The organism is Aeromonas sp. S13(2024) (assembly GCF_041402405.1).
In the GTDB taxonomy this organism is placed as follows: domain Bacteria; phylum Pseudomonadota; class Gammaproteobacteria; order Enterobacterales; family Aeromonadaceae; genus Aeromonas; species Aeromonas veronii.
The window spans coordinates 779,901-801,970 of record NZ_JBGLRA010000001.1 but is presented as its reverse complement, the minus strand read 5'-3'; the positions used below and the strand labels follow the sequence as shown (position 1 = coordinate 801,970).

17 protein-coding genes are annotated in these 22,070 nt (G+C 58.7%); 10 read left to right on the top strand and 7 right to left on the bottom strand.

Annotated elements, in window-relative coordinates:
- Positions 1 to 31: 31 nt before the first annotated feature.
- Positions 32 to 1,741, bottom strand: coding sequence for an alpha-galactosidase (locus ACB042_RS03520; RefSeq protein ID WP_371177796.1), 1,710 nt, complete (start codon positions 1,739 to 1,741; stop codon positions 32 to 34).
- Between the two features lie 165 nt (positions 1,742 to 1,906).
- On the opposite strand from ACB042_RS03520, the gene ACB042_RS03515 reads away from it, so the two are divergent.
- The 3 genes from ACB042_RS03515 to cdd all read left to right on the top strand — a co-directional run bounded on the left by ACB042_RS03515 (position 1,907) and on the right by cdd (position 4,028).
- A complete protein-coding gene (locus ACB042_RS03515) occupies positions 1,907 to 2,263 on the top strand; it encodes a CidA/LrgA family protein (protein WP_005333279.1) in 357 nt (118 codons plus the stop codon).
- On the top strand, positions 2,260 to 2,946 hold the full coding sequence (locus ACB042_RS03510) for an LrgB family protein (RefSeq protein ID WP_005333281.1): 687 nt from the start codon (positions 2,260 to 2,262) through the stop codon (positions 2,944 to 2,946). The genes ACB042_RS03515 and ACB042_RS03510 overlap by 4 nt, the downstream gene beginning before the upstream one ends.
- Positions 2,947 to 3,143: 197 nt before the next feature.
- Complete coding sequence (gene cdd, locus ACB042_RS03505) at positions 3,144 to 4,028, top strand: cytidine deaminase (RefSeq protein ID WP_005333283.1); 885 nt, start codon at positions 3,144 to 3,146, stop codon at positions 4,026 to 4,028.
- A gap of 135 nt (positions 4,029 to 4,163) precedes the next feature.
- Here the strand turns inward: cdd and ACB042_RS03500 are convergent, their stop codons facing one another.
- Positions 4,164 to 5,549 (bottom strand): tryptophanase, encoded by a 1,386-nt coding sequence (locus ACB042_RS03500; RefSeq protein WP_371177795.1) that lies wholly within the window; start codon positions 5,547 to 5,549, stop codon positions 4,164 to 4,166.
- Positions 5,550 to 6,009: 460 nt separating this feature from the next.
- Between ACB042_RS03500 and ACB042_RS03495 the strand changes: the two genes are divergently transcribed.
- The 4 genes from ACB042_RS03495 (at position 6,010) to asd (ending at position 10,643) form a co-directional block, all read left to right on the top strand.
- Positions 6,010 to 6,174: a DUF2256 domain-containing protein gene (locus ACB042_RS03495; protein ID WP_219594198.1), complete on the top strand. Its 165-nt coding sequence runs from the start codon at positions 6,010 to 6,012 to the stop codon at positions 6,172 to 6,174.
- Positions 6,174 to 7,694 carry a cryptochrome/photolyase family protein gene (locus tag ACB042_RS03490; protein WP_371177794.1) on the top strand — a complete coding sequence of 507 codons (1,521 nt, stop codon included), beginning with the start codon at positions 6,174 to 6,176 and terminating at the stop codon, positions 7,692 to 7,694. The genes ACB042_RS03495 and ACB042_RS03490 overlap by 1 nt, the downstream gene beginning before the upstream one ends.
- Positions 7,695 to 7,873: 179 nt before the next feature.
- Complete coding sequence (locus ACB042_RS03485) at positions 7,874 to 9,169, top strand: D-amino acid dehydrogenase (RefSeq protein WP_371177832.1); 1,296 nt, start codon at positions 7,874 to 7,876, stop codon at positions 9,167 to 9,169.
- A 361-nt stretch (positions 9,170 to 9,530) separates the two neighbouring features.
- On the top strand, positions 9,531 to 10,643 hold the full coding sequence (asd, locus tag ACB042_RS03480; protein WP_005345266.1) for an aspartate-semialdehyde dehydrogenase: 1,113 nt from the start codon (positions 9,531 to 9,533) through the stop codon (positions 10,641 to 10,643).
- Between the two features lie 103 nt (positions 10,644 to 10,746).
- Here the strand turns inward: asd and fdhD are convergent, their stop codons facing one another.
- From fdhD to ACB042_RS03455, 5 genes are all read right to left on the bottom strand, one after another.
- Positions 10,747 to 11,580, bottom strand: a complete 834-nt coding sequence (gene fdhD / locus ACB042_RS03475; protein ID WP_371177793.1) for a formate dehydrogenase accessory sulfurtransferase FdhD — start codon at positions 11,578 to 11,580, stop codon at positions 10,747 to 10,749.
- Positions 11,577 to 13,709 carry a sigma 54-interacting transcriptional regulator gene (locus tag ACB042_RS03470; protein ID WP_371177792.1) on the bottom strand — a complete coding sequence of 711 codons (2,133 nt, stop codon included), beginning with the start codon at positions 13,707 to 13,709 and terminating at the stop codon, positions 11,577 to 11,579. Before ACB042_RS03470 ends, fdhD begins: the two co-directional genes overlap by 4 nt.
- 416 nt (positions 13,710 to 14,125) lie before the next feature.
- Positions 14,126 to 14,524 (bottom strand): hypothetical protein, encoded by a 399-nt coding sequence (locus ACB042_RS03465; protein WP_005351584.1) that lies wholly within the window; start codon positions 14,522 to 14,524, stop codon positions 14,126 to 14,128.
- Between the two features lie 95 nt (positions 14,525 to 14,619).
- Complete coding sequence (gene fdhF, locus ACB042_RS03460) at positions 14,620 to 16,764, bottom strand: formate dehydrogenase subunit alpha (protein WP_371177791.1); 2,145 nt, start codon at positions 16,762 to 16,764, stop codon at positions 14,620 to 14,622.
- A gap of 46 nt (positions 16,765 to 16,810) precedes the next feature.
- The gene (locus ACB042_RS03455) at positions 16,811 to 17,410 is read right to left on the bottom strand and encodes a 4Fe-4S dicluster domain-containing protein (protein ID WP_100653847.1); all 600 of its coding nucleotides are present in this window, start codon (positions 17,408 to 17,410) and stop codon (positions 16,811 to 16,813) included.
- A gap of 613 nt (positions 17,411 to 18,023) precedes the next feature.
- On the opposite strand from ACB042_RS03455, the gene ACB042_RS03450 reads away from it, so the two are divergent.
- From ACB042_RS03450 to kup, 3 genes are all read left to right on the top strand, one after another.
- A complete protein-coding gene (locus ACB042_RS03450) occupies positions 18,024 to 19,013 on the top strand; it encodes a hypothetical protein (RefSeq protein WP_371177790.1) in 990 nt (329 codons plus the stop codon).
- Positions 19,014 to 19,130: 117 nt separating this feature from the next.
- On the top strand, positions 19,131 to 19,553 hold the full coding sequence (locus ACB042_RS03445) for a GNAT family N-acetyltransferase (RefSeq protein WP_371177789.1): 423 nt from the start codon (positions 19,131 to 19,133) through the stop codon (positions 19,551 to 19,553).
- Positions 19,554 to 20,084: 531 nt separating this feature from the next.
- Positions 20,085 to 21,953, top strand: coding sequence for a low affinity potassium transporter Kup (gene kup, locus ACB042_RS03440; RefSeq protein WP_107682899.1), 1,869 nt, complete (start codon positions 20,085 to 20,087; stop codon positions 21,951 to 21,953).
- Positions 21,954 to 22,070 lie beyond the last annotated feature (117 nt).

Below are 22,070 nucleotides of genomic sequence, written 5' to 3'. Positions count from 1 at the left end.
GGAGCCTGAATTGTATGTGGTGATGTTGTGATCAGGTGTAGCGGATCACCCGCCCCTCGCCCCCTTGCAGGGTCACGGTTGTGCCGACTGCCTGCCCCTGCCAAAAATCGGTTCCCCCCTCCGGCAGCAGAAACTCCTGTGGTTGCCCCTCCCAGTTGAAGAGGCAGAGCAGAGTGCCCCCCTCGGGCAGGCTTACTTCGCCGCAGGCAAAGTCCATCGACTCGAAACGGGCAGAAGGTGTCCGGGCCGCACAGAGCTCAAGCAGCTTGCGCAGTTGCGCCGCCTGCTCCTCATCGAGATCTTGCAGCCGATCACCCGCCAGCATCATGCCGCCGCTTGCCACCAACGCCGCCAGATGGAAACTATATTCCGCCTGGCTTGCCTGCTGGCTTGGCAGATCCCGCAGACAGATGCAGTCGGGATCGAGGGCCCAGAGCTTGTCATTTTGCCAGGCGCGGCAGAAGGCTTCGCGAGCGATCTGGCGATAGCGATGGCCATTGCGCTCCACGTCATCACTCACCCGCATGCCGTGCACCAGCCCAAGGCTTGGCCAGATAGGGGCGTTGCAACCGAGCAGGAAGGCCCCTTCACCTGCACCACGCAGGATGGCGGCCATGCCGCGCCGATAGGCCTCAACCCGGGTGGCAGCCGGATCGTGAAAACGACCACCGTGGAGGGCGCCCCAGAAGTTGGCATCGAGCTTGAAATAGCGGATGCCCCACTGCTCGCGCAGGGTACGGAACACCCGCTCGAGGTGCGCCTGCACCTCAGGGTGGGTGCCGTCCAGCACATACCAGGGGGTGCAGCGCCAGCCGCCATAGGTGACCCGCTCGGAGGGGAGCGGCAGACCGTCATCCCCCTTCACAAACCAGTCGGGGTGATCCTGAAACACCTGTGAACCGGGTTCGGCAATAAAAGGGGCGACCCAGAGAGCGGGCTCGCAGCCAGCCTGTTTGATCTCCGCAGCCAATGCAGCAACGCCCTGCTCGAACTTGGCCGATGGAGTGAGCCAGTCACCCATTTTGGCCTGATAGCCGTCGTCGATCTGCACATAGCGCAGGGCCGGGAAACGCTCGGCACGCACCTGCAGATTTTCACGAATATCGGCAGCACTCACCTCGGCGTAGTAGTGATACCAGGAGCACCAGCCGCTCGGGCGCTCACTCACCTTGCCGATCAGCGAGCCGTGCTCGACCTCGATCAGCCGTGCCAGCTCGGCCAGCAGATCCTCGCGCTCCGCCCCTTCGAGGCAGATCAGCGCCTCGCTCTGCCAGTGCTCACCGGCGGCAAGTTTTCGCCCTTCGCAGTTCATCAGGATCTGCAAGCGACCATCGGGATAGAGGCGGAACTCCCCGCCAAAACGGTGGCAGCTGGCAAAGGCGAGCAGCAGCCACCCCTTGCCATGCTCTACCAGCAACAGGTTGTGAATGGTGTGATAGCCATTGTCATCGGTGATGCGATAGACGCTGGCATCGGGGCAACGGCCGACATGTTGCGGTGATTGCCAGCAACCCATGGTCTGGGCCAGCATCTGGAATCCTTCGCCATAGATGGCGCTCTCCACCGGCAGGCCAAGCTTGCCGTCAAACAGCACCCAGCGCTCGACCGGGGTGGCATCAGAACCGGTGTTGTCGAGTCGCACCCGACACAGGGGCCCTTCCCACTCACGGGTTTGCAGCAGATGGGGTGGCAACGCATTATCGTTCGCCAGCTGGCGAACTCGGGACAAGAGGGATGTCATCACTACTCCTTGTAGTTCGAAAAAGGGTTCTATCAGACGATGTTCAACAGATAATCTGCATACAAATCAGCTTCAAATGAACTGATTTCAGTTGTTATTGTTTTAATGCCGCGACCCGGCCTCTCTGGTAAACTGCGATTTTTCTTCCCAGTCGATGAGGTTCACGTGATCGCGCAACGCGCCTTGCTGTACTTTCGTGACTTTATGGTCATCGTCGCCTGCCTGCTGGCAGGCAAATCCGTGGCAGCCATCCTGCCGTTCGCCTTTCCCGGCAGCATCATCGGCATGCTGTTGCTGTTCGTGCTGCTCTCCCTGCAACTGATCAAGCTGCACTGGGTCGAGCTTGGCGCAGGTTTGCTGCTGCGCCACATGGGCGTGCTGTTCGTGCCGGTCGCGGTCGGACTGGTGGCCTGGCTTGAGCCCCTGCGCCAATCCTTCGGCGTCATCATGCTCTGCATCGTGCTCGGGATCGTGCTGATCCTCGCCACCGTCGGTCGGCTCTACCAGAGGATGAACAAATGATCTTCTGGCTAGCCATTCCCCTGACCCTGGCGCTCTATTTCGCCACCCGTGCCCTCTATCGCCGCCTGCCCTGGCCCATCATCAATCCGGTGCTGGTGCCGACCGCGGTGATCATCGGCCTGCTGCTCTGGTTTGATCTGCCCCTTGAGCAGTACGAGCGCGGCAGCAGCCCCATTACCATGCTGCTGGAGCCCGCAGTAGTGGCGCTGGCACTGCCGCTCTATCAGCAGGCGCGCCAGATCCAGGCCAAGCTCAAGCCCATCCTAATCTGTACCCTCGCCTCCGTCTTGATCTCGGTGTGCACAACCTTGCTGATCGGTCATTTTATGGGCACAGATCCGGCGCTGCTCGCCTCCCTTGCCACCAAATCCATCACCACCCCGCTCGCCATGAGCGTCAGCCAGTCCATCGGCGGCATTCCCGCCATCGCGGCCGCCGTTGTTGTTGTGGTGGGAATTGTCGGCGCCCTGATCGGCTACCCGCTGCTCAAACTGCTCAAAGTGACCGATCCGGAAGCCCAAGGGCTCGCCATGGGGGCCTGTGCCCACGCCATCGGCACCGCCACCTCCGCCGAGAAGGGGATCACCCAAGGCGCCTTTGCATCGCTGGCCATGGTGGTGTGCGGGATCCTCACCGCTGCCGTCGCGCCGCTGCTGTTTGCCATCTATCACTGGCTGATCTGATCACCCCATTGACCACCTGTTGACCATTCCGAGGGGCCTGCTGGCCTCTCGGGGTGCGACCTGCCGCACAATTTGCACAAGACAAACGTTTCCATTAACATCCCCCTCCGTTTGCCCGTCAGGGCGTGAGCCGGCTCACACATTTACCCGAGCTTGCTCCCTACAATGGCCGCCCAATTGGCCTTTGAGGACACACTATGCATCCCCGTTTTGCCAAGCCATTCGATACCCTCTCTGCCCCGCTCAAAGCAGCCGTGCAGCCCATGCTGGATAGTGCCGACTTCAACGCCCGCTTCACGCCGGAGCAAGTCGCCACCCTGAAAGCCGCCACAGGTCTCGATGATCGCGCCCTGCGCCTCGCCCTGTTGCCGCTGGCAGCCGCCTGCTCGGTGGCGCCCATCTCCAAATTTTACGTAGGTGCCATCGCCTGCGGCCTGAGCGGCACCTGGTACTTCGGTGCCAACATGGAGTTTGCAGGGCAAGGGTTGTTCCACTCGGTTCACGCCGAGCAGTCCGCCATCTCCAACGCCTGGCTGGGTGGCGAGACCGGGATCAGCGAAATCACCGTCAACTACACCCCTTGCGGCCACTGCCGTCAGTTCATGAACGAGCTGAGCACCGCCAAGATCCTGAAAGTCTCTCTGCCCGATGACCTGAGCGCCCTGCAATCCTTCCTGCCCCACTCGTTTGGCCCGGCGGATCTCGACATCACGGATGCGCTGATGAGCCCGCAGGATCACGCCGAGCTTGAGCTTCAAAGCGAAGACCCGCTGTGGCAAGCCGCGCTGGCCGCCGCCCGTCAAAGCTACGCCCCCTACAGTCAGGGCTATGCAGCGGTGGCGCTGCAGTTTGCCGATGGCCGCATCTTCTCTGGCCGCTACGCCGAGAACGCCGCCTTCAACCCCAGCCTGCCGCCGATGCAGATGGCCTGCGCCCATGCGGTGCTTAATGGCGAAGATCTCGCCACCATCCGCCGCGCCGTGCTGCTGGAGAACAAAAACGGCCAGATCAGCCAGCGGGACTCCGCCCAGTCCACCCTCAAGGCGCTGGGCTCCGTCGAGCTGGAGTATCAGGCGGTCTGACCCCCGGCTTTGCTTCGATAAATGAAAGCCCCCGCACCTTGGTGCGGGGGCTTTTTTACTTGGCCGTTTAACCGGGAACGACCGGTGATCTGCACGGTTTGGCGCGGTTGATCACCCCGCCTAACCGGTTGCTGATCAGACCGGTTTCAGCCGCGCCGTGAAGTGGCGCAGCAGCGGCGGCTCGTAGTCAAAGGTAAGCCCGCGAATGTCGCTGGCCCGCGCTTTCACCGCGATCAGGCAGTCGGCCACATAGTCCATGTGATCCCGGGTGTAGACCCGGCGCGGAATGGTGAGGCGCAGCAGCTCAAAGTCCGCCGCCTCCTGCTTGCCGGTGGCGGGATCACGCCCCAGCAGCAGGGAGCCAATCTCTACCCCGCGCACGCCCCCTTCCAGATAGAGCTCGCAGGCGAGCGCATGGGCCGGGAACTGCTCGGCCGGAATATGGGGCAGCAGTTTCTTGGCATCGACAAAGACCGCATGGCCGCCGGTGGGGGTCTGGATGGGGATGCCCGCCTCGGCCAGCCGCTCGCCGAGATAGGCCACCTGACTGATGCGATAGGTGAGATACTCCTCATCCATCCCCTCGCGCAGGCCGATGGCGAGCGCCGCCATGTCCCGCCCCGCAAGGCCGCCATAGGTGACAAACCCCTCCATTGCCACGCAGCGCACCTGCACCGCGCGAAACAGGTCGAGATCTTCCTTGAAGCAGCAGAGTCCGCCGATATTGACCAGCCCATCCTTCTTGGCCGACATGGTGAAGATGTCCCCCAGCGCAAACATCTGGCGCACTATCTCCTTGATGCTGCACTTGGCATAGGCCGGATCCCGCTCCTTGATAAACCAGGCATTCTCGGCAAAGCGGGCGGCGTCGATCACCACCGGAATCTGGTGGCGACGGGCCAGCGCTGAGACCGCCTCCATATTGGCCATGGAGACCGGCTGGCCACCAGCGCTGTTGCAGGTCACCGTGATGATGATGCCGGCCACGTTGTCGGCCCCCAGGGTCTCGATGGTGTCGGTCAGGCGAGGAAGATCAAAATCCCCCTTCCAGGCGTAAGGGGCCGTGGTGTCGAGCGCTTTCGGGGTAAGCAGGTTGATGGCCCGCGCCCCAGCCAACTCCACGTGAGCCTTGGTGGTGTCGAAGTGGTAGTTGGAGATGAAGACCGGCGCCTTGCCCTTGCAGCGCTTGACCAGCTCGGGGAAGAGGATCTGCTCGGCCCCGCGCCCCTGGTGGGTGGGCATCACATGCTGATAGCCAAAAATCTCGCGCACCGTGCGCTCCAGCTCGACGAAGTTGCGGCTGCCCGCATAGGCCTCATCCCCCATCATGATGCCGGCCCACTGACGATCGGACATGGCACCGGTACCGCTGTCAGTCAGCAGATCGATATAGACATCCTCGGCCAGCAGCAGGAAGGGGTTCCAGCCAGCGGCCTCGAGGGCGGCGCGACGCTCAGCGCCAGTGGTCTGTTTGATGGGCTCGACCATCTTGATACGAAACGGCTCGGGTATACGACGCATAAAAGACTCCTCACCGGCGCTGGGCCAGTGTGTTTGAAATCGGGATTGGCAAAGAGGCCGGGGCGATCAGGGTCGTCCGGCTGACAAATTCAAACGGCGGGTGCCGCCAATCAGCGGTGAGGAAAGTCGAAGGTGAGAATGGGATCCCGGGTATACCAGTGGGCGAGCAGGCAAGCTGCCCGGGGCGTAGCTGTCATGATTGGCATCACTCCCCTCCATATTGGTTGTAGACAGTCGGTGGCCAACAAGATCCATTGATGGGTGCTGCCAGCGGGCAGCCTCGCCACGTTAACGGTTGGTTAATTGGCAAACAAGGGGCGCACCGACGGGCTGTGCGCCCGCTCACAAAGTGCGCAACTGAGCGGCAAACTGGCAGTGAGGTTGATCCGCCCGCGCCCCCGGTTCGTTATTCTCCCTACCTACACGCCACATCCCCCATCAACCAAGGCCGTAAGCCATCATGCATCGCAAACCCTATCTGCCCGAGAAGATCTGCCCCGTCTGCCTGCGCCCCTTCAGCTGGCGCCGCAAGTGGGCACGCAGTTGGGAGGAGGTTCGCTACTGCAGCGAACGCTGTCGCCACGCTCGTCACAGCAGCCAGCAACCTGAGGGGGAGCGAGTCTGATGGAGCTGCGCCTGATTCTCGGCGATCAGCTGAACGCCGGTCACAGCTGGTTTCGCACGCCAGATACGGCGGTCTGCTACCTGATGGCGGAGCTGCGCCAGGAGACCGACTACTGCCGCCACCATCGCCAGAAGGTGCTGGCCTTCTTTGCCGCCATGCGCGCCTTCGCAGCAGCACTCACTCAAGCGGGCCACCGCGTCTGTTACCTGACCCTCGATGAGAGCGCCCGCTGGCCCGACTTGCCCAGCCTGCTGGCCGCCCAAATCGCGGCGCATCAGGCCAGCAGCTTTGCCTGGCAGAGCCCGGATGAGTGGCGCCTCGCCAGCCAGTTGAAAAGCTGGGCGGCGGGTCTTGTCATCCCAGCTACCGAGGTGGAGAGCGAACATTTTCTCACCTCCCGCGATGGCTGGCAGCGCTACCCCCATAGCCGGATGGAGTTCTTCTACCGCGCCCTGCGAAAGCAATACCAAGTGCTGCTCGATGAGCGCGGCCAACCCCTTGGCGGGCGCTGGAATTTTGATGACGAGAACCGCGCCAAACTGCCGGCGAGCCAGCCCATCCCGGCGCCCCTCACCTTTGCCAACGAGGTGATCGAGATTGATGCCATGCTGACCCGCCACGGGGTCAGCACCATCGGCGAGGCGGATGCCAGCAGGCTGCCCTGGCCCATCACAAGGCGCCAGAGTCGCGAGCTGCTGGCCCATTTTCTCACCCACTGCCTGCCTCACTTTGGCCGCTATCAGGATGCCCTGAGCGAGCGGGGCTGGAGCCTGTTTCACAGCCGTCTGTCGTTTTCCCTCAACAGCAAGATGCTTAATCCGCTTGAGGTGATCCGCGCCGCCGAGACCCACTGGCAGGCCAATCAGGCCACCATCACGTTGGCGCAGGTGGAGGGTTTTATCCGCCAGATCCTCGGCTGGCGCGAGTTTGTCCGCGCCCTCTACTGGGAGAAGATGCCCGACTATAAGCAGACCAATTTTCTCGGGGCCAACCGGCCACTGCCCGGCTTCTTCTGGAATGGAGAAACCAGGATGGCCTGCGTGCGCCACGCCATCAACCAATCCCTTGAGCACGGTTACGCCCACCATATCCAGCGGCTGATGGTGACCGGCAACTTTGCCCTGCTGGCGGGGATTGACCCCGATGAGGTGGATCAGTGGTATCTCGGTATCTATGTGGATGCCATCGAGTGGGTGGAGCTGCCCAACACCCGCGGCATGAGCCAGTTTGCCGATGGCGGCCTGATGGGCAGCAAGCCCTACGCCAGCAGCGGCGCCTATCTCGAGCGGATGGGCCACTACTGCAAGGGGTGCCACTATCAGGTCAAAGCCCGCCACGGCGACGGAAGTTGCCCCTTCAACAGCCTCTACTGGCACTTTCTTTGGCGCAATCGGGACAAACTTGGCAGCAACCCTCGCCTCGCCCTCCCCTATGCCAACTGGGATGGCCAAGCAGCCGAACAGCAGCAGGCCATTCTGGCCACGGCAGAGCAGTACCTAATCCAGCTGGAGCAGTTGTAAGCGGGCCATACCCCTCACAACAGCGCAGCGATTTACGCTGGCAATCAGGCTCACCATCGCACCAAACACCAGCTTGTGACAGGCAAGCAGACGGAGATCCCAATCCTGCGCAGAGCGGTTGAATATCCTGTGGCGGCTGATTATGGTGGTGGCCACATCAAGGTTTCCATCAACCAAACATCAGAAAAACGAGTCTAAGGAAAGACGATATGGAGATAGTGGTTCTCGGTGGCGGCGTGATTGGGGTAACCAGCGCCTGGTATCTGGCCAAAGCGGGTCACAAGGTGACCCTGCTGGAGCGACAAGGTGGCGTCGCCCTTGAAACCAGCCATGCCAACGCCGGGCAGATATCCCCGGGTTATGCGGCCCCCTGGGCGGCCCCCGGCATCCCCCTCAAGGCCGCCAAGTGGATGCTGCAAAAGCATGCCCCCTTCACTGTGCGCCCCACTGCCGACCCCTTCCAGCTACGCTGGATGCTCAGAATGCTCGCCAACTGTACTCCGACCGCCTATGCCACCAACAAGGGGCGCATGGTGCGTCTGGCCGAATACAGCCGCGACTGCATGAAGCTGCTGCGCGACGAGCTGAACATCGATTACGAAGGGCGCCAGCTCGGCACCCTGCAGCTGTTTCGCAGCCAGTCCCAGCTCGATGCCAGTCAGCGCGATATCGAGGTGCTGGAGGAGTATGGCGTCCCCTACCAATCCCTCGATGCCAGCGGCTGCGAATCGGCAGAGCCTGCGCTGGCGCGAGTGCGTGGCAAAATCGTCGGAGGCTTGCGTCTGCCCGGCGACGAGACCGGCGACTGTTTCCGCTTCACCAAGGCCCTTGCCCTTGAAGCCGAGAAGCTCGGGGTCAAGTTCGTCTTCAACTGCGACATCGACGAGATTGAGCAAGCCCGCGGCCGCGCCGTGGCGGTGCGGGCGGGCGAGCAGCGCTATCGCGCCGATGCCATCGTCTGTGCGCTCGGCAGCTATGCCACCGGTTTTTTGCGGCCGCTGCTGCGCCCGCTCGGGCTGGAGCTGCCGGTCTATCCGGTCAAGGGCTACTCCCTCACCCTGCCGATGATCAATGCCGAGGCCGCGCCGCGCAGCACAGTGCTGGACGAAACCTACAAGGTGGCCATCACCCGCTTTGACGAGCGGATCCGGGTCGGCGGCATGGCGGAGCTGTCGGGCTACAACCTCGCTCTCAACCCCAGACGTCACGACACCCTAGCGATGGTGGTGGGGGATCTCTTCCCCGAAGGGGGCGATATCAGCAAGGCCGAGTTCTGGACCGGACTGCGCCCCATGACGCCGGATGGCACCCCACTGGTAGGGCCGAGCCCCATTCCCGGCCTCTGGCTCAATACCGGCCACGGCACCCTGGGCTGGACCATGGCGGCCGGTTCGGGTCAGCTGTTGTGCGATCTTATCAACGGCAGCGAGCCCGCCATCAGCGATGAGGGGCTGACCCTGGCCCGTTACGGCTAAGCGCATAACAGGTCGGGCTGTTTCACTCGCCAACTACGCCCTCAGACAACAGCAGAGGACGTCCTCAACCGCTTTATTGACAGGCCACCGCCAAAAACGGTGGCCTTTTCGTCTGATGTTGACCTTCTCTCTCCCCGTCTGCCTGAGCGGTGCGCTGGCTGCCGGTTAATGCAGCAAACGGCACAGAATATTGCGCAATTCGACTTGCGCAAGCCGCCACAATCCGTAATGTGGATAGACGCATTTTTCGCAGCGCATATTTTTTAAATGGCCTGTAAACCGCTTGTAAACAGGCGTCGCCAGACAAGGGGTTACGGGTGTCATCGCGAGTTTCTTTAGCAGCAATCCAGGGTAGGACAATATGAAAAAAGTAGGTTTGGTCGGTTGGCGTGGCATGGTGGGATCGGTTCTGATGAGCCGGATGCAGGAAGAGCAGGATTTCGCCCATATTCAACCCACATTCTTCACCACCTCCCAGGCCGGTGAGGCCGCTCCCAACTTCGGCGTCGATGCCGGTACTCTGCAGGACGCCTTCGATATCGAGGCGCTGGCCAAGCAGGATATCATCATCACCGCGCAAGGCGGCGACTACACCAAGGATGTCTATCCGCGTCTGAAAGCCGCCGGCTGGCAAGGTTACTGGATTGACGCCGCCTCCTCCCTGCGGATGGAGAAAGACGCCGTCATCATTCTGGATCCGGTCAACGGCGACGTCATCGAGCAGGCCCTGAACGATGGCATCAAGACCTTTGTCGGCGGCAACTGCACCGTCAGCCTGATGCTGCTGGCCCTCGGCGGCCTGTTCAAGGCCGATCTGGTGGAGTGGGTGAGCGTGGCGACCTATCAGGCGGCCTCCGGTGGCGGTGCCCGCCATATGCGCGAGCTGGTTACCCAGATGGGGATGCTGCGCGACGAAGTGGCAGTTGAGCTGGCAGACCCCGCCTCCGCCATTCTCGACATCGAGCGCAAGATCACCGAGAAGACCCGCTCCGGCACCCTGCCGGTGGACAACTTCGGCGTACCGCTGGCCGGTGGCCTTATCCCCTGGATCGATACCAAGCTCGACAACGGCCAGAGCCGTGAAGAGTGGAAGGGTCAGGCCGAGACCAACAAGATTTTGGGTATCGAGAACGCCGTCATTCCGGTGGATGGTTTGTGCGTGCGGATCGGTGCCCTGCGCTGCCACAGCCAGGCCTTCACCATCAAGCTGAAAAAAGATGTGCCGCTGGCAGAGATCGAAGCGCTGCTGGCTGCCCACAACGACTGGGTAAAAGTGATCCCCAACGATCGCGATATCACCGCCCGCGAGCTGACTCCAGCGGCCGTTACCGGCACCCTCAGCATTCCGGTTGGTCGTCTGCGCAAGCTCAATATGGGCCCGGAGTATCTGGCCGCCTTTACCGTGGGTGACCAGCTGCTGTGGGGCGCCGCCGAACCGCTGCGCCGCATGCTGCGTATCCTGCTGGCACGCTAATCCACGAGCTAGAGGCAGATACAACAAGGGCGGGGAGTCACACTCCCCGCCCTTTTTCATTGCCTGTTTTTATGACCCGTTTAACGGGTTCACGGCCTTGCCATTACTTGAGCAGAATGCGCTGGCAGCCGCTGTAGATCTCGGCCCGCCCGGGGCGGCAAAAGCCCACCAGCGTCAGGCCGGTCTGCTCGGCCCGCTCGACCGCAAGCTCGGTGGCGGCCGAAATGGCGAGCAGGATCTCGACCCCGGCGCTGGCGCACTTTTGCACCATCTCGAAGCTGGCGCGGCTGGTCACCAGAATTGCGCCGTCGCGCCGACCGCTGCGGCACAGATGGCCCACCAGCTTGTCCAGCGCAATATGGCGCCCCACATCCTCACGGATGGCGAGAATATTGCCCTCACCATCCAGATGCACCGCCGCATGGGTAGCGCCGGTGCGCTGACCCAATAGCTGGAGCGGGCGCAGCGCGGTCAATACCTTGTCGATATGGCCCACCGCCAGACGCTGACTATCGGGCAAGCTTGGCTGGGTGCGGATCACCTGCTCCAGACTCTCGCTGCCGCAGATGCCGCAACCGGTACGGCCCGCCAGCGTGCGCCGCTTCTCTTTAAGGCGATAAACGCAGCGGTTGGCCAGGGTGATATGCAGCTCAATCCCCTGACAGCCGTCAATCTGCTCGATGTCGTGGATATCGAGCAGGCTGTCGATGATCCCCTCGGATAGCGAAAACCCGATGGCGAAATCCCCCAGATCGGAGGCCGAGCACATCATCACGCTGTGGGCGATGCCGTTGTAGACCAGCGCCACCGGCGTCTCGGAGGGGAGCGCCATTTCGCTGTCGCAGGTCAAGGTATCGGCGCGGTAGTGCACCACCTCGCGGTGGATGGCGCAGCGGGCCAGTTCGTTCTGCGCCTCAAGCTCCAGTGCCTCTCTCATGGTGCGACCCCGTCAATGATCTCGGGATCTCTGGCCGAGATGCCGAGCCGCTTCATTTTCGAGAGCAAGGTGGTGCGCTTCATGCCGAGGCGGTTGGCCGCCCCCCGCTCGCCAGCGACGATGCCGTTGCAGTCACGCAGGGCAGCGATGATCGCTTCGCGCTCATCGGTCGGCCCCTCCTCGGCAAAGAGCGGCGTGGCGGGCTCGTCATACACCAGAGTCTCAATCTTGTGGTAGCCCTTGAGGGGCATCAGCTCATCGGACGAGAGGTTGAGCACATGACCGCGGGTCATCACCACGGCGCGCTCGATAACGTTCTCCAGCTCGCGGATATTGCCGTACCAGGGCAGCGACACCAGCATCTTCATGGCATCGGCGGGGATCGAGGTGATGGTGCGGCGCATCCGCTTGGCGATCTTCTTGATAAAGAAGTTGACCAGCAGCGGAATATCCTCGCGCCGCTCCCGCAGCGGCGGCAGCTCGATGGGAAAGACATTGAGGCGGTAGTAGAGATCGCTTCTGAAACGCTTGTTCTTGACCATGGAGAGCAGATCGCAGTTGGTGGCGGCCACCAGCCGCACATCCACTGCGATGGGGTTGCTGTTGCCCACCCGCTCCAGCTCGTGCTCCTGCAATACCCGCAAGAGTTTGGGTTGCAAGTCCAGCGGCATATCCCCCACTTCATCGAGGAACAGGGTCCCCTTGTGAGCCCGCTCGAAGCGGCCGATACGCTGGGTCAGGGCACCGGTAAAGGCCCCCTTCTCGTGGCCAAAGAGATCGCTTTCGATAAGGCCGGTGGGGATAGCGGCGCAGTTCACCTTTACCATCTCGTGGTCGTGGCGGGCACTCAGGGCGTGAATGGCCTGGGCGATCAGCTCCTTGCCGGTGCCGGTCTCGCCGAGGATCAGCACGGTGCTGTCGCTCTCGGCCACCAGCCGCACCTTCTCCAGCACACTCTCCATCACCGCGCTCTGGTAGATGATGTGGGGGAACTCCCCCTGCATCTGCGGCTCGTTGATGCGAATGGTCTTCTCGCGGGCCCCCGTGGTGTTGGAGATCTCCTGCTGCGCCTGCACGTTGTTCATGGCAATGGCCGTGCGCGCCGCCACCTGTTCCAGCAAGGAGATATCGATATCGGCAAAGAAGTCGGCGTTGGGATGCGAGAGGATCAGCACCCCCAGCAGGTTGCCCCGATAGCGCAGCGGCAAAATGCAGGAGCTGTCAGCCTCGGGCGGCAGGATCTGGGAGGTAAAGCGGCAGCGATTGCTGCAGCCGTGGCCGTGTTCGCGATAGACGAAAAACGGCTCGCTGTGGCCAAGGGCACCCTGCAGGCACTTCTTTTCAAAACAGGAGTGATCGATGATGCCCGGCTGATCGCTCTGGTGCTGATTGACCAGATAGCTTTTGAAGCTGTCGGAGGTGGCGTTGTACTCCGCCAGGCACAAGCTGCTGATGCCGAAGTGGTGATGCAGGATGGTAAACAGGCTCTTGGGCAGCTCGGCGATGCGCACCAGTTTGATTACCGCGTTGGTCACATCCACCAGAATTTTGCAGCTGTCGCGCTCAAGGCGCAGGGAGTTGGCCTGCTCCAGAGTGCGCTCCTTGTCGAGCACGTTCTCCAGCGCAATGGCGATAATGGCCGCCAGCTGGGTCAGCTTGGCGAGGGTCTCCATGGTGAAGCTGTCGAGCTGGGTGTTGATAAACTCGACCCCGCCCAGATGGCTGCGGGCGGTGGTGATGGGGAGCTGGCAGTAGGAGCGCAGCTCCCCGTAGACCCCTTCGCGATCCAGCGCCGGGCAGCGATTCTCAAAGCGGGCGGCAGCGAGAATGATGGCCTGTTCCGGGGTCTCTTTGGTAGGACGGGGGGAGAGGTGCAGCTCTGCCTTGGGGCAGACCAGATGCTTTGGGCCGGAATGTCCCATGAAGTAAAAGATGGCCTCCTCGTCCGCACCCATGTTGAGGATCAGGTTGACCCGGGTCACGCCGCCGAAGCTGGCATCTATCTTGTTGAGTTTGTGGATAAAATCATCGAGCGTCACGGCCGACAGGAGGGATTTGGAGAGCAGGAGAAAACCGTCGTCCCAGATGGGAGAGATCTCGTCCAGGGGGATGGCACTCACATTTAGCATTGCGGCCTCACGTTATATCGATTTAGTCACCAGTCAGGCTGTCCATGCCATCGCATCACGACAAGCACTCGTCACCAAAATAAATAGCCACAGCCCGTAATAGCGGCTGCCAATAAGAAAAGCGGTGACGAAAATTGTCGCATGTTGCAATTCCAAAGTTGTTATTAACGAACGACAACAAAAAGTAACATCGTTATCGGGGGATATATTGGAATGGCGACTCATCATAGATGAGCTCAAATTTCATTACAATCCGATTTAATATATCTGATGGCCATATTTAACCGGTTATTTCATCAGTTCTTGATCTCAATTAAGGCGCCCGAACAGTGGGCCGCCGTCAACTGTCAGATCTGCCTCTCCTCTTCGCTGGCTGCGGGTTTCAAGATGGGGTTTGCAACCCATCCATCGGCAATTTATGAGGTGATGATCCGGCTGTGGCAGCACTTCAGGCCACCGAAGATAAAGAGGGCCGACAGGCTCTGGAAGGCCATCAGCAGCCAACTGGCGTTGTCGGCAAGCTCGGCGGTGACGCTCTGGTGCGTGAGGTAGACCAGCAGGGTGATCACCCCCAGCAGCAGGCCGTTGATCAAGGTGGTGGAGATAAACCCGATCAGCCAGGCACTGGAAATACTCAAGGCAGAAAATACGCTGCTCATGGCAAGCCGTGCCGCCATAAAACAGCCGAAAAAACCGAAGCCGAGCAGAAATATCATCTCGTCGCGCCAAATATAGCAACCTATTCCCAGCAATATCGCCGCCAGATAGGTGCCAATATAGAAAAGTCCAAATAAGCGACCAATTTCATGTTGCATCATTTACTCCCCTTTTTTGGGTAATAAAAGGGTGCCCGACTCGATAAATCCGAGTCGGGTTCCCTTATTTGTGCAGAACCTCTTTTTTAGGGCGATCAGCCTTTGGCTGCGCTGCGCAATTTCGCCTTGAGCGCGCTGTATTCAGTCTGGACGTACACTTCCGCCTCAGGCTGATTGTCGATGCGCTCGATCTTCACCGCGCAGTACTTGTACTCCGGCGTGTGGGAGACGGGATCGACGTGCTCGATGGTGAGCTCGTTGCAGGCCCCGATCCACCACTGGTAGGTCATGTAGACCACCCCGGCGTTGACCCGGTCGTTATAGTTGGCCCGGGTAATCACCTTGCCACGGCGCGACGAGATCCAGACCAGCGCCTGATCCTTCACCCCGAGCTTTTTGGCATCGCTCGGGTGGATCTGCACATAGCCCGGCTCATCGGCCAGGGTTTGCAGCGCCGAGCAGTTGCCGGTCATGGAGCGGCAGGAGTAGTGACCCACCTCGCGCACGGTGGAGAGCACCAGCGGGTACTCGGCACAGGGCTGCTCCAGCGGCGGCCGCCACTCGGAGGCAATCAGCTGACCCTTGCCGCTCGGGGTGGTGAACACATTCCCCTCGAACAGGGTGCTGGTGCCCGGGTGATCCTCGGTCGGGCAAGGCCACTGCACGCTCTTGAGATCGGCCATCTTGTCGTAGCTGACCCCGGCATAGAGTGGGCAGAGCGCACGCATCTCGTCCCAGATCTCTTCGGTGTTGTGGTACTCCATGGGGTAACCCATGGCGGTCGCCATCAACGAGAAGATGGCCCAGTCCGGTTTCACGTTCTCAGGGGGCGTCACCGCCTTGTAGAAGCGCTGGAAGCCGCGATCCGCCGAGCTGTAGACCCCTTCATGCTCGCCCCAACTGGTGGCGGGCAGAATGACATCGGCCATCTCGGCAGTCTGGGTCATGAAGATATCCTGCACGATCACCAACTCCATCCCCGCCAGAGTGCGGCGGAACTGACCGAGATCTGCCTCGGTCTGCGCCGGATCTTCACCGAAGATGTAGAAGGCCTTGCACTTGCCCTCCTCCACCTTGTGGCCAAGCTCCGTCAGGCGATAGCCGGGTTTCCGGGAGAGCGACTCCACGCCCCACGCCTTGGCGAACTTGGCGCTGATCTCGGGATCGGCCACCGACTGATAACCCGGGAACTGGTGCGGCAGCATCCCCATGTCACAGGTGCCCTGCACGTTGTTCTGACCACGCACCGGCCCGCAGCCGGTGCCACGGCGACCAAAGTTGCCGGTCAGCAGCGCCAGACCCGCCAGCCCCTTGACCACGTCCACTGCCTGACCGTACTGGGTCACCCCCATGCCCCACAGGATCATGGACGCAGGCGACTCGGCATAGGTGCGAATGGCGGCACGGATATCGGCGGCTTTGAGGCCAGTGATCCCCTCCACATATTCCGGGGTGTACTTGGCCACCGTCGCCTTGAAGGTCTCGAACCCTTCGGTGTAGTTGGCGACAAATGCCTTGTTGTAGAGCCCTTCGTTAATCAACACGTTGGCGAAGGCGTTAACCAGCGCCATGTTGGAACCGTTTTTGAGCGGCAGCCACTGATCGGCGATGCGGGCGGTCTCCACCATACGGGGATCACACACAATCACCTTGGCCCCGTTTGCCTTCGCCTTGAGGATATGGCGAGCGACGATGGGGTGAGAGTCAGCAGCGTTGTAACCAAACACCAGCAGGCACTTGGTCTCTTGAATTTCGGGAATGGCGTTGCTCATGGCGCCGTTGCCTACAGTTGTCTCCAGACCGGAGACTGAGGGTGCGTGTCACACCCTCGCGCAGTGATCGACGTTGTTCGTCCCAATCACCGCACGGGCAAATTTCTGCATCACATAGTTGGCTTCATTGCCAGGGCCACGGGCAGAGCCGGTGGTCATGATGGCGTCCGGGCCATATTTCGCCTTGATGGCCGAGAGACGGCTACTGGCGAACTCGATCGCTTCGTCCCAGGAGACGGCTTCGAGCTTGCCACCGCGCTCGCGGCGGATCATCGGGCTCTTGAGACGGGGGGTCAGCAGGTTGGTGTCGTTCAAGAAATCCCAACCGTAATAGCCCTTGAGGCAGAGCTGCCCCTCGTTGGTCCGGCCGTTGGCGCCTTCGGCCCCCACCACCTTGTCGTTTTCAACCAGCAGGTTGATTTTGCAACCGGTGCCGCAATAGGGGCACACGGTAATGACTTTTTTCATGACTCACACTCTTGTTTGTTAACGAAAAACGGCTCGGCAAGCCCGCTCACACCCGCGCCGGCATCGCCAGCAGTGCCTCGGCACTGGCCAGCTGTTTCTGCCGGTTCAGGTTTTCAAGATGCTCCGGCGTGACCAGCCGCAGCGCCTGGGTCGGACACACCTCGACACAGGCCGGGCCCGCCTCGCGGTGACGGCAGAGATCGCACTTGAGCGCCTGCGCCTTGGTCTGCGGACGCTTGAAGAGCGAATCGGCAGTCGGGGGCACCTCTTTGAGCACCACCGCCATGGCGCCGTAAGGACAGGCCACCACGCAGGACTTGCAGCCGATGCAGCGCTCCTGCAACACCTTGACGCAACCATCCTCGCTGACGATGGCATTGTTCGGGCAGGCCATGGCGCACGGCTTGTCTTCACACTGGCGGCAGAGCACCGGCGTGGTCACCTTGCTGCCCACGATCACCTTCAGGCGCGGCTGAAAGTAGCTGTCCCTGGAGACCAGATGTCCATCCTCGATGGCAAGATGCAGGCCGCCCTCCCGCTCAAGGGTCCCGCTGCAAGACCCTGACTGGTGTGAAACGGCGCAGGCCACCTCACAGGTACGACACCCAATACAGAGACTGGGATCTGCAATCACGAAGCTGTTCATAGAGAGGGATCCTAAATGGTTCGTTACACCGGGCCGCCCGCCGACAGGCAAAGAGACGGCCAGCCCCCCACAAAGCATTTATCAGACCAAAACGGGCCAAGGGTGCGATAAAAATTTACAAGCAACTGAAAATAAAGAAGTAATCAGAAAAATTTTCGTGCTGAATGCCACCCCTGACGAGGGTGACGACGGGCTGGGAAGTGTGATCGACACGACAAAAGTGACGAGCTCGACACCGGCTGACCAGCCCTACCCCGCGTGATGAACAAGGTATTAAACAACACCATCAGAAAAGATACCGAGGCCGCTAGTTGTTGGGTTTTACTATCGCCTCAGCCCAGCATCACCAATGCCAAACAGAACAGAACAGAACAAAAAAACGCCACACATTGATAAAATTATTGAGCCAGAGCTGATTTTCAGCACCTGCCACTTCAGTTTCTCATCTGTCTGGCTACTATGAGCCAAATGAAAATCATTGCTGGGAAGGTTACGCGCATAATTCTATCTAATCTCTATTAAAAAATACTTTTAAATTAACAGCTATATCTAATACATAGTTAAAATATTAATTAGAAATTTCATACACATAAAGCGATAATGGAGTTAAGTAATGGATTTAATTTTAATTTCTGAAAAATCATATAAACAATATCATCCAAATTTTGTCATTGCTGGTAGAGAAGACTTATCCGCCCCAAAAAAAGATAATTACAAAAAAGCAGCAACTGCTGCAGCTGTAACATCGGGAATAGCCTCAACTGTTGCAGGCGGTGCAGCGAGTGGAGCGACACTTACTACGCTGGGTTTATTAGGTTCTATCCCATTTTTCACACCGGTAAGTATGTTAGCAGGTGCCTCATTAGCAATACCAGCCATATATAAATTACTTACATCAAAAGAAGATTCTGAATCAGTAAGCCAAGATAGCATAAACGAACTAAATGAATATATTTCCCGCCACTCTCTTACAAAAAATGAAGCCTTAGAGAAAGGCTTTAAATTCCCTCCTGGACATCCGAAGGTTGGGGGGACTTACGTACCTCATCCTTTATCTGGTTACCCAAACTCATCCAAGAAAGATCTCTACATACCCGAGCATGTTTTTGATGATATCTTGTTTGAAGAAAGAGAAGCCGAATTACTAACGCTGCTTGTAAAGTTAGGAGCTACTGAAGTCGAGATATCGAAAAATGTTAATTCAGTTTTCGTTGATCAAAAAAATATCAACATTGGCGCTAATGCTGGAGGCATTGGTAACACCTCTTTTTCTGGTGAGAAAAAGATAGAAAAAGAAAATGGTGAGAATGACACAAGAACTTTTTTATTAAAGGGTAAACCATGGGACAGTGAATCAAAAATAGACAGAAGTGAGTTTGCATGGTTAAATTTCGAGCCCTCATGGAATGCATTAATTACAGCGCGAGAAATAGGTGGTTGCACTTGTGCTAGCTTAGAGATAAAGGAAGCTTCAAAATATATATCAAACAAAAACATATCTATGCAATTACAAGCTGGCATTTATTCTGCTAATGGAGCTGGAGGTTTATCAATGCGAGATCTGCAGGAAACATCATACTCTGTAAAGGTAAAATTTTCTTAGATTATAAAATAGGGTGCAATATGCGCAGCGCATTGCACCCCTTGCCTCTTTTAATACTTGGTGCAATTCACTTCGTTCATTGCACCCTACGATTATATTTTAATGGCGTAAGATTTGATGAATATCAAAATCCATAATGAACATAAAGATGAAATTTTCAATGTACTTGTTGATAACCTTAGACAATTTAACTTTGATAAAATGGGGGAGGAACGCTCCCAACCTTTAATTGTTGCCATTCATGATGATAATGACGAAGTTGTCGGTGGCATTGCCGGACGTACTATTTATCATCAACTGTTGATCGAAGTACTTTGGGTACACAATGACAAGAGAGGACAGGGGCTTGGCATTAAATTAATGGAGATTGCTGAACGCGAGGCAAAAAAACGGGGATGTATTGCTGCTCAAGTCGACACTCTCTCATTTCAGGCTCCCAAATTTTATGAAAAAATGGGATTTAAAACAGTCGGTAAAGTGAGCGGCGTTAAAAATAGTCCTGACCGCTATTTTTTATTGAAGCACTATCATGGAGAGTAATAATTACTGTAGGGTGCAATAAGCGCAGCGCATTGCACCTCTGCATTTTTAATTAGAGGTGCAATTCACTTCGTTCATTGCCCCCTACCTTTTCCTCCTTTAGCAAATAAAGACTCCATTGCTACCCACCACCTCCCCTTTGCCATCCTGCCAGCATTTAATTAGCGATTACTTTATCGTCTATTTATTATCCGTTTTGGAAAAAGATTTTAGCCAAACCACTTCGCTAGATAAAACAAACAGTTGCCTGCATTGTCGCGGCCTATTTCAATCGCCGGATAATTAATTCTCTTACTCAAATTGAACTTTTGATTATTTATAACTGAGCATAGTCCCGCAGAGTGTGTGTCATTATAAGCTTAATGACAGATGAAAAGACTGTGTTTCATGACAAGCAGATCACTATTCCGTTAGCGCCCTTTCCCATCGCAATCCATTAATTCTCTCCCGATTAAATATCACGACTCTCTTGGTAGGTCGGGCAGCTGTGCGTTGGCAAACGTGTAAACATCAAACTGACAAGATGAACTCATGAACTGTGATAAACAACAAGCCACTCCCGGCGTTATGCTGGCGGCGATTGGCGTAGTCTATGGCGATATCGGCACCAGCCCGCTCTATACCTTGCGCGAGTGCCTGTCAGGTCAATTCGGGTTCGGCGTCGAGCCGGCCTCCATTCTCGGCTTTCTCTCGCTGATCTTCTGGCTGCTGATCCTGGTGGTGTCGGTCAAGTACCTCTCCTTTGTGATGCGGGCCGATAACGCCGGCGAGGGTGGCATTCTCACCCTGATGTCGCTGGCGACCCGCAACGCCTCCACCCGCTGGACACCGCTGCTGATCATCCTCGGCCTGATTGGCGGCAGCTTCTTCTATGGCGAGGTGGTGATCACCCCGGCGATGTCGGTGATGTCAGCCATCGAGGGTCTGAGCATTCTCACCCCCGCCCTCGACCCCTATATCGTCACCCTCTCGGTGCTAGTGCTAACCCTGCTGTTTGCCATCCAGAAACATGGCACCGCCATGGTGGGCAAGCTGTTTGCCCCCATCATGCTGATCTGGTTTATGACGCTGGCGGTGCTGGGGTTGCGCGGCATCATCCACAACCCCGAGGTGCTGGGGGCGCTCAACCCCGTCTGGGCGGTGCGTTTCTTTATCCAGTACCAGACCACCTCCTTCTTTGCCCTCGGTGCCGTGGTGCTGGCCATCACAGGGGTGGAGGCGCTCTACGCGGATATGGGCCACTTTGGCAAGAATCCAATTCGCCTCGCCTGGTTTATCGTGGTGTTGCCCTCCTTGGTGCTCAACTACTTCGGTCAGGGGGCGCTGCTGCTAAGCAATCCCGCGGCCATTGCCAACCCCTTCTTCCTGCTCGCGCCGAAATGGGCGCTGGTGCCGCTGCTGCTGCTGGCAACCATGGCGACGGTGATCGCCTCGCAGGCGGTGATCTCCGGGGTCTTTTCCCTGACCCGGCAGGCGGTGCGGCTCGGTTATCTCTCACCCATTCGCATCGTTCACACATCCGAGCAGGAGTCCGGCCAGATCTATATTCCGGTCATCAACTGGATGCTCTATATCTCGGTGGTGATCGTCATCATGAGCTTCGAGCACTCCAGCAATCTGGCGGCGGCCTACGGCATCGCGGTGACCGGCACCATGGTGCTCACCTCCATCCTCTCCTGCTCGGTGGCCAAGAACAGCTGGCACTGGAACAAGTATCTGGTGGCCATCCTGTTTGCCGCGCTGCTCTGTATCGACGTGCCGCTCTTTGCCGCCAACCTCGCCAAGATCTTCTCCGGCGGCTGGCTGCCGCTCACTCTGGGCGCGGTGATGTTCACCGTGATGACCAGCTGGAAGAGCGAGCGTTTCCAGCTTATTCGCCGCCTGAACGAACACGGCAACTCCCTTGAGCCGATGATCGCCTCGCTGGAGAAATCCCCGCCGACCCGGGTGGCCGGCACTGCCGTCTATATGTCGCGGGTGGTCAACGTGATCCCCCATGCGCTGCTGCACAACCTCAAGCACAACAAGGTGCTGCACGAGCGGATCATCCTGCTCACCCTGCGGGTGGAGGATGTGCCCTACGTCCACAATGTGCGCCGGGTCTGCATCGAGCAGCTCTCCCCCACCTTCTGGCGGGTAGTGGCAAGCTATGGCTGGCGCGAGACCCCGAACGTGGAGGAGATCTTCCACCGCTGCAACGCCGAGGGGCTGAGCTGCCGGATGATGGAGACCTCGTTCTTTATGGCCCACGAGTCGCTCATCATGAAAGACCGCCCCTGGTATCTCTATCTGCGCGGCAAGCTCTTTATGCTGCTGCAGCGCAACGCCCTGCGCGCCCCGGATCAGTTCGAGATCCCGCCCAACCGGGTTATCGAGCTGGGTTCGCAGGTGGATATCTGATGGCGGGTTGATGGCCTCTTGATGGCATTTAAAACGTCAGCAAATGGAGAGGGAGGCATTGGCCTCCCTCTGTTGTTTCCGTTAACCCAGTTACCGGCCCCCTCATCCCCAGCCCTT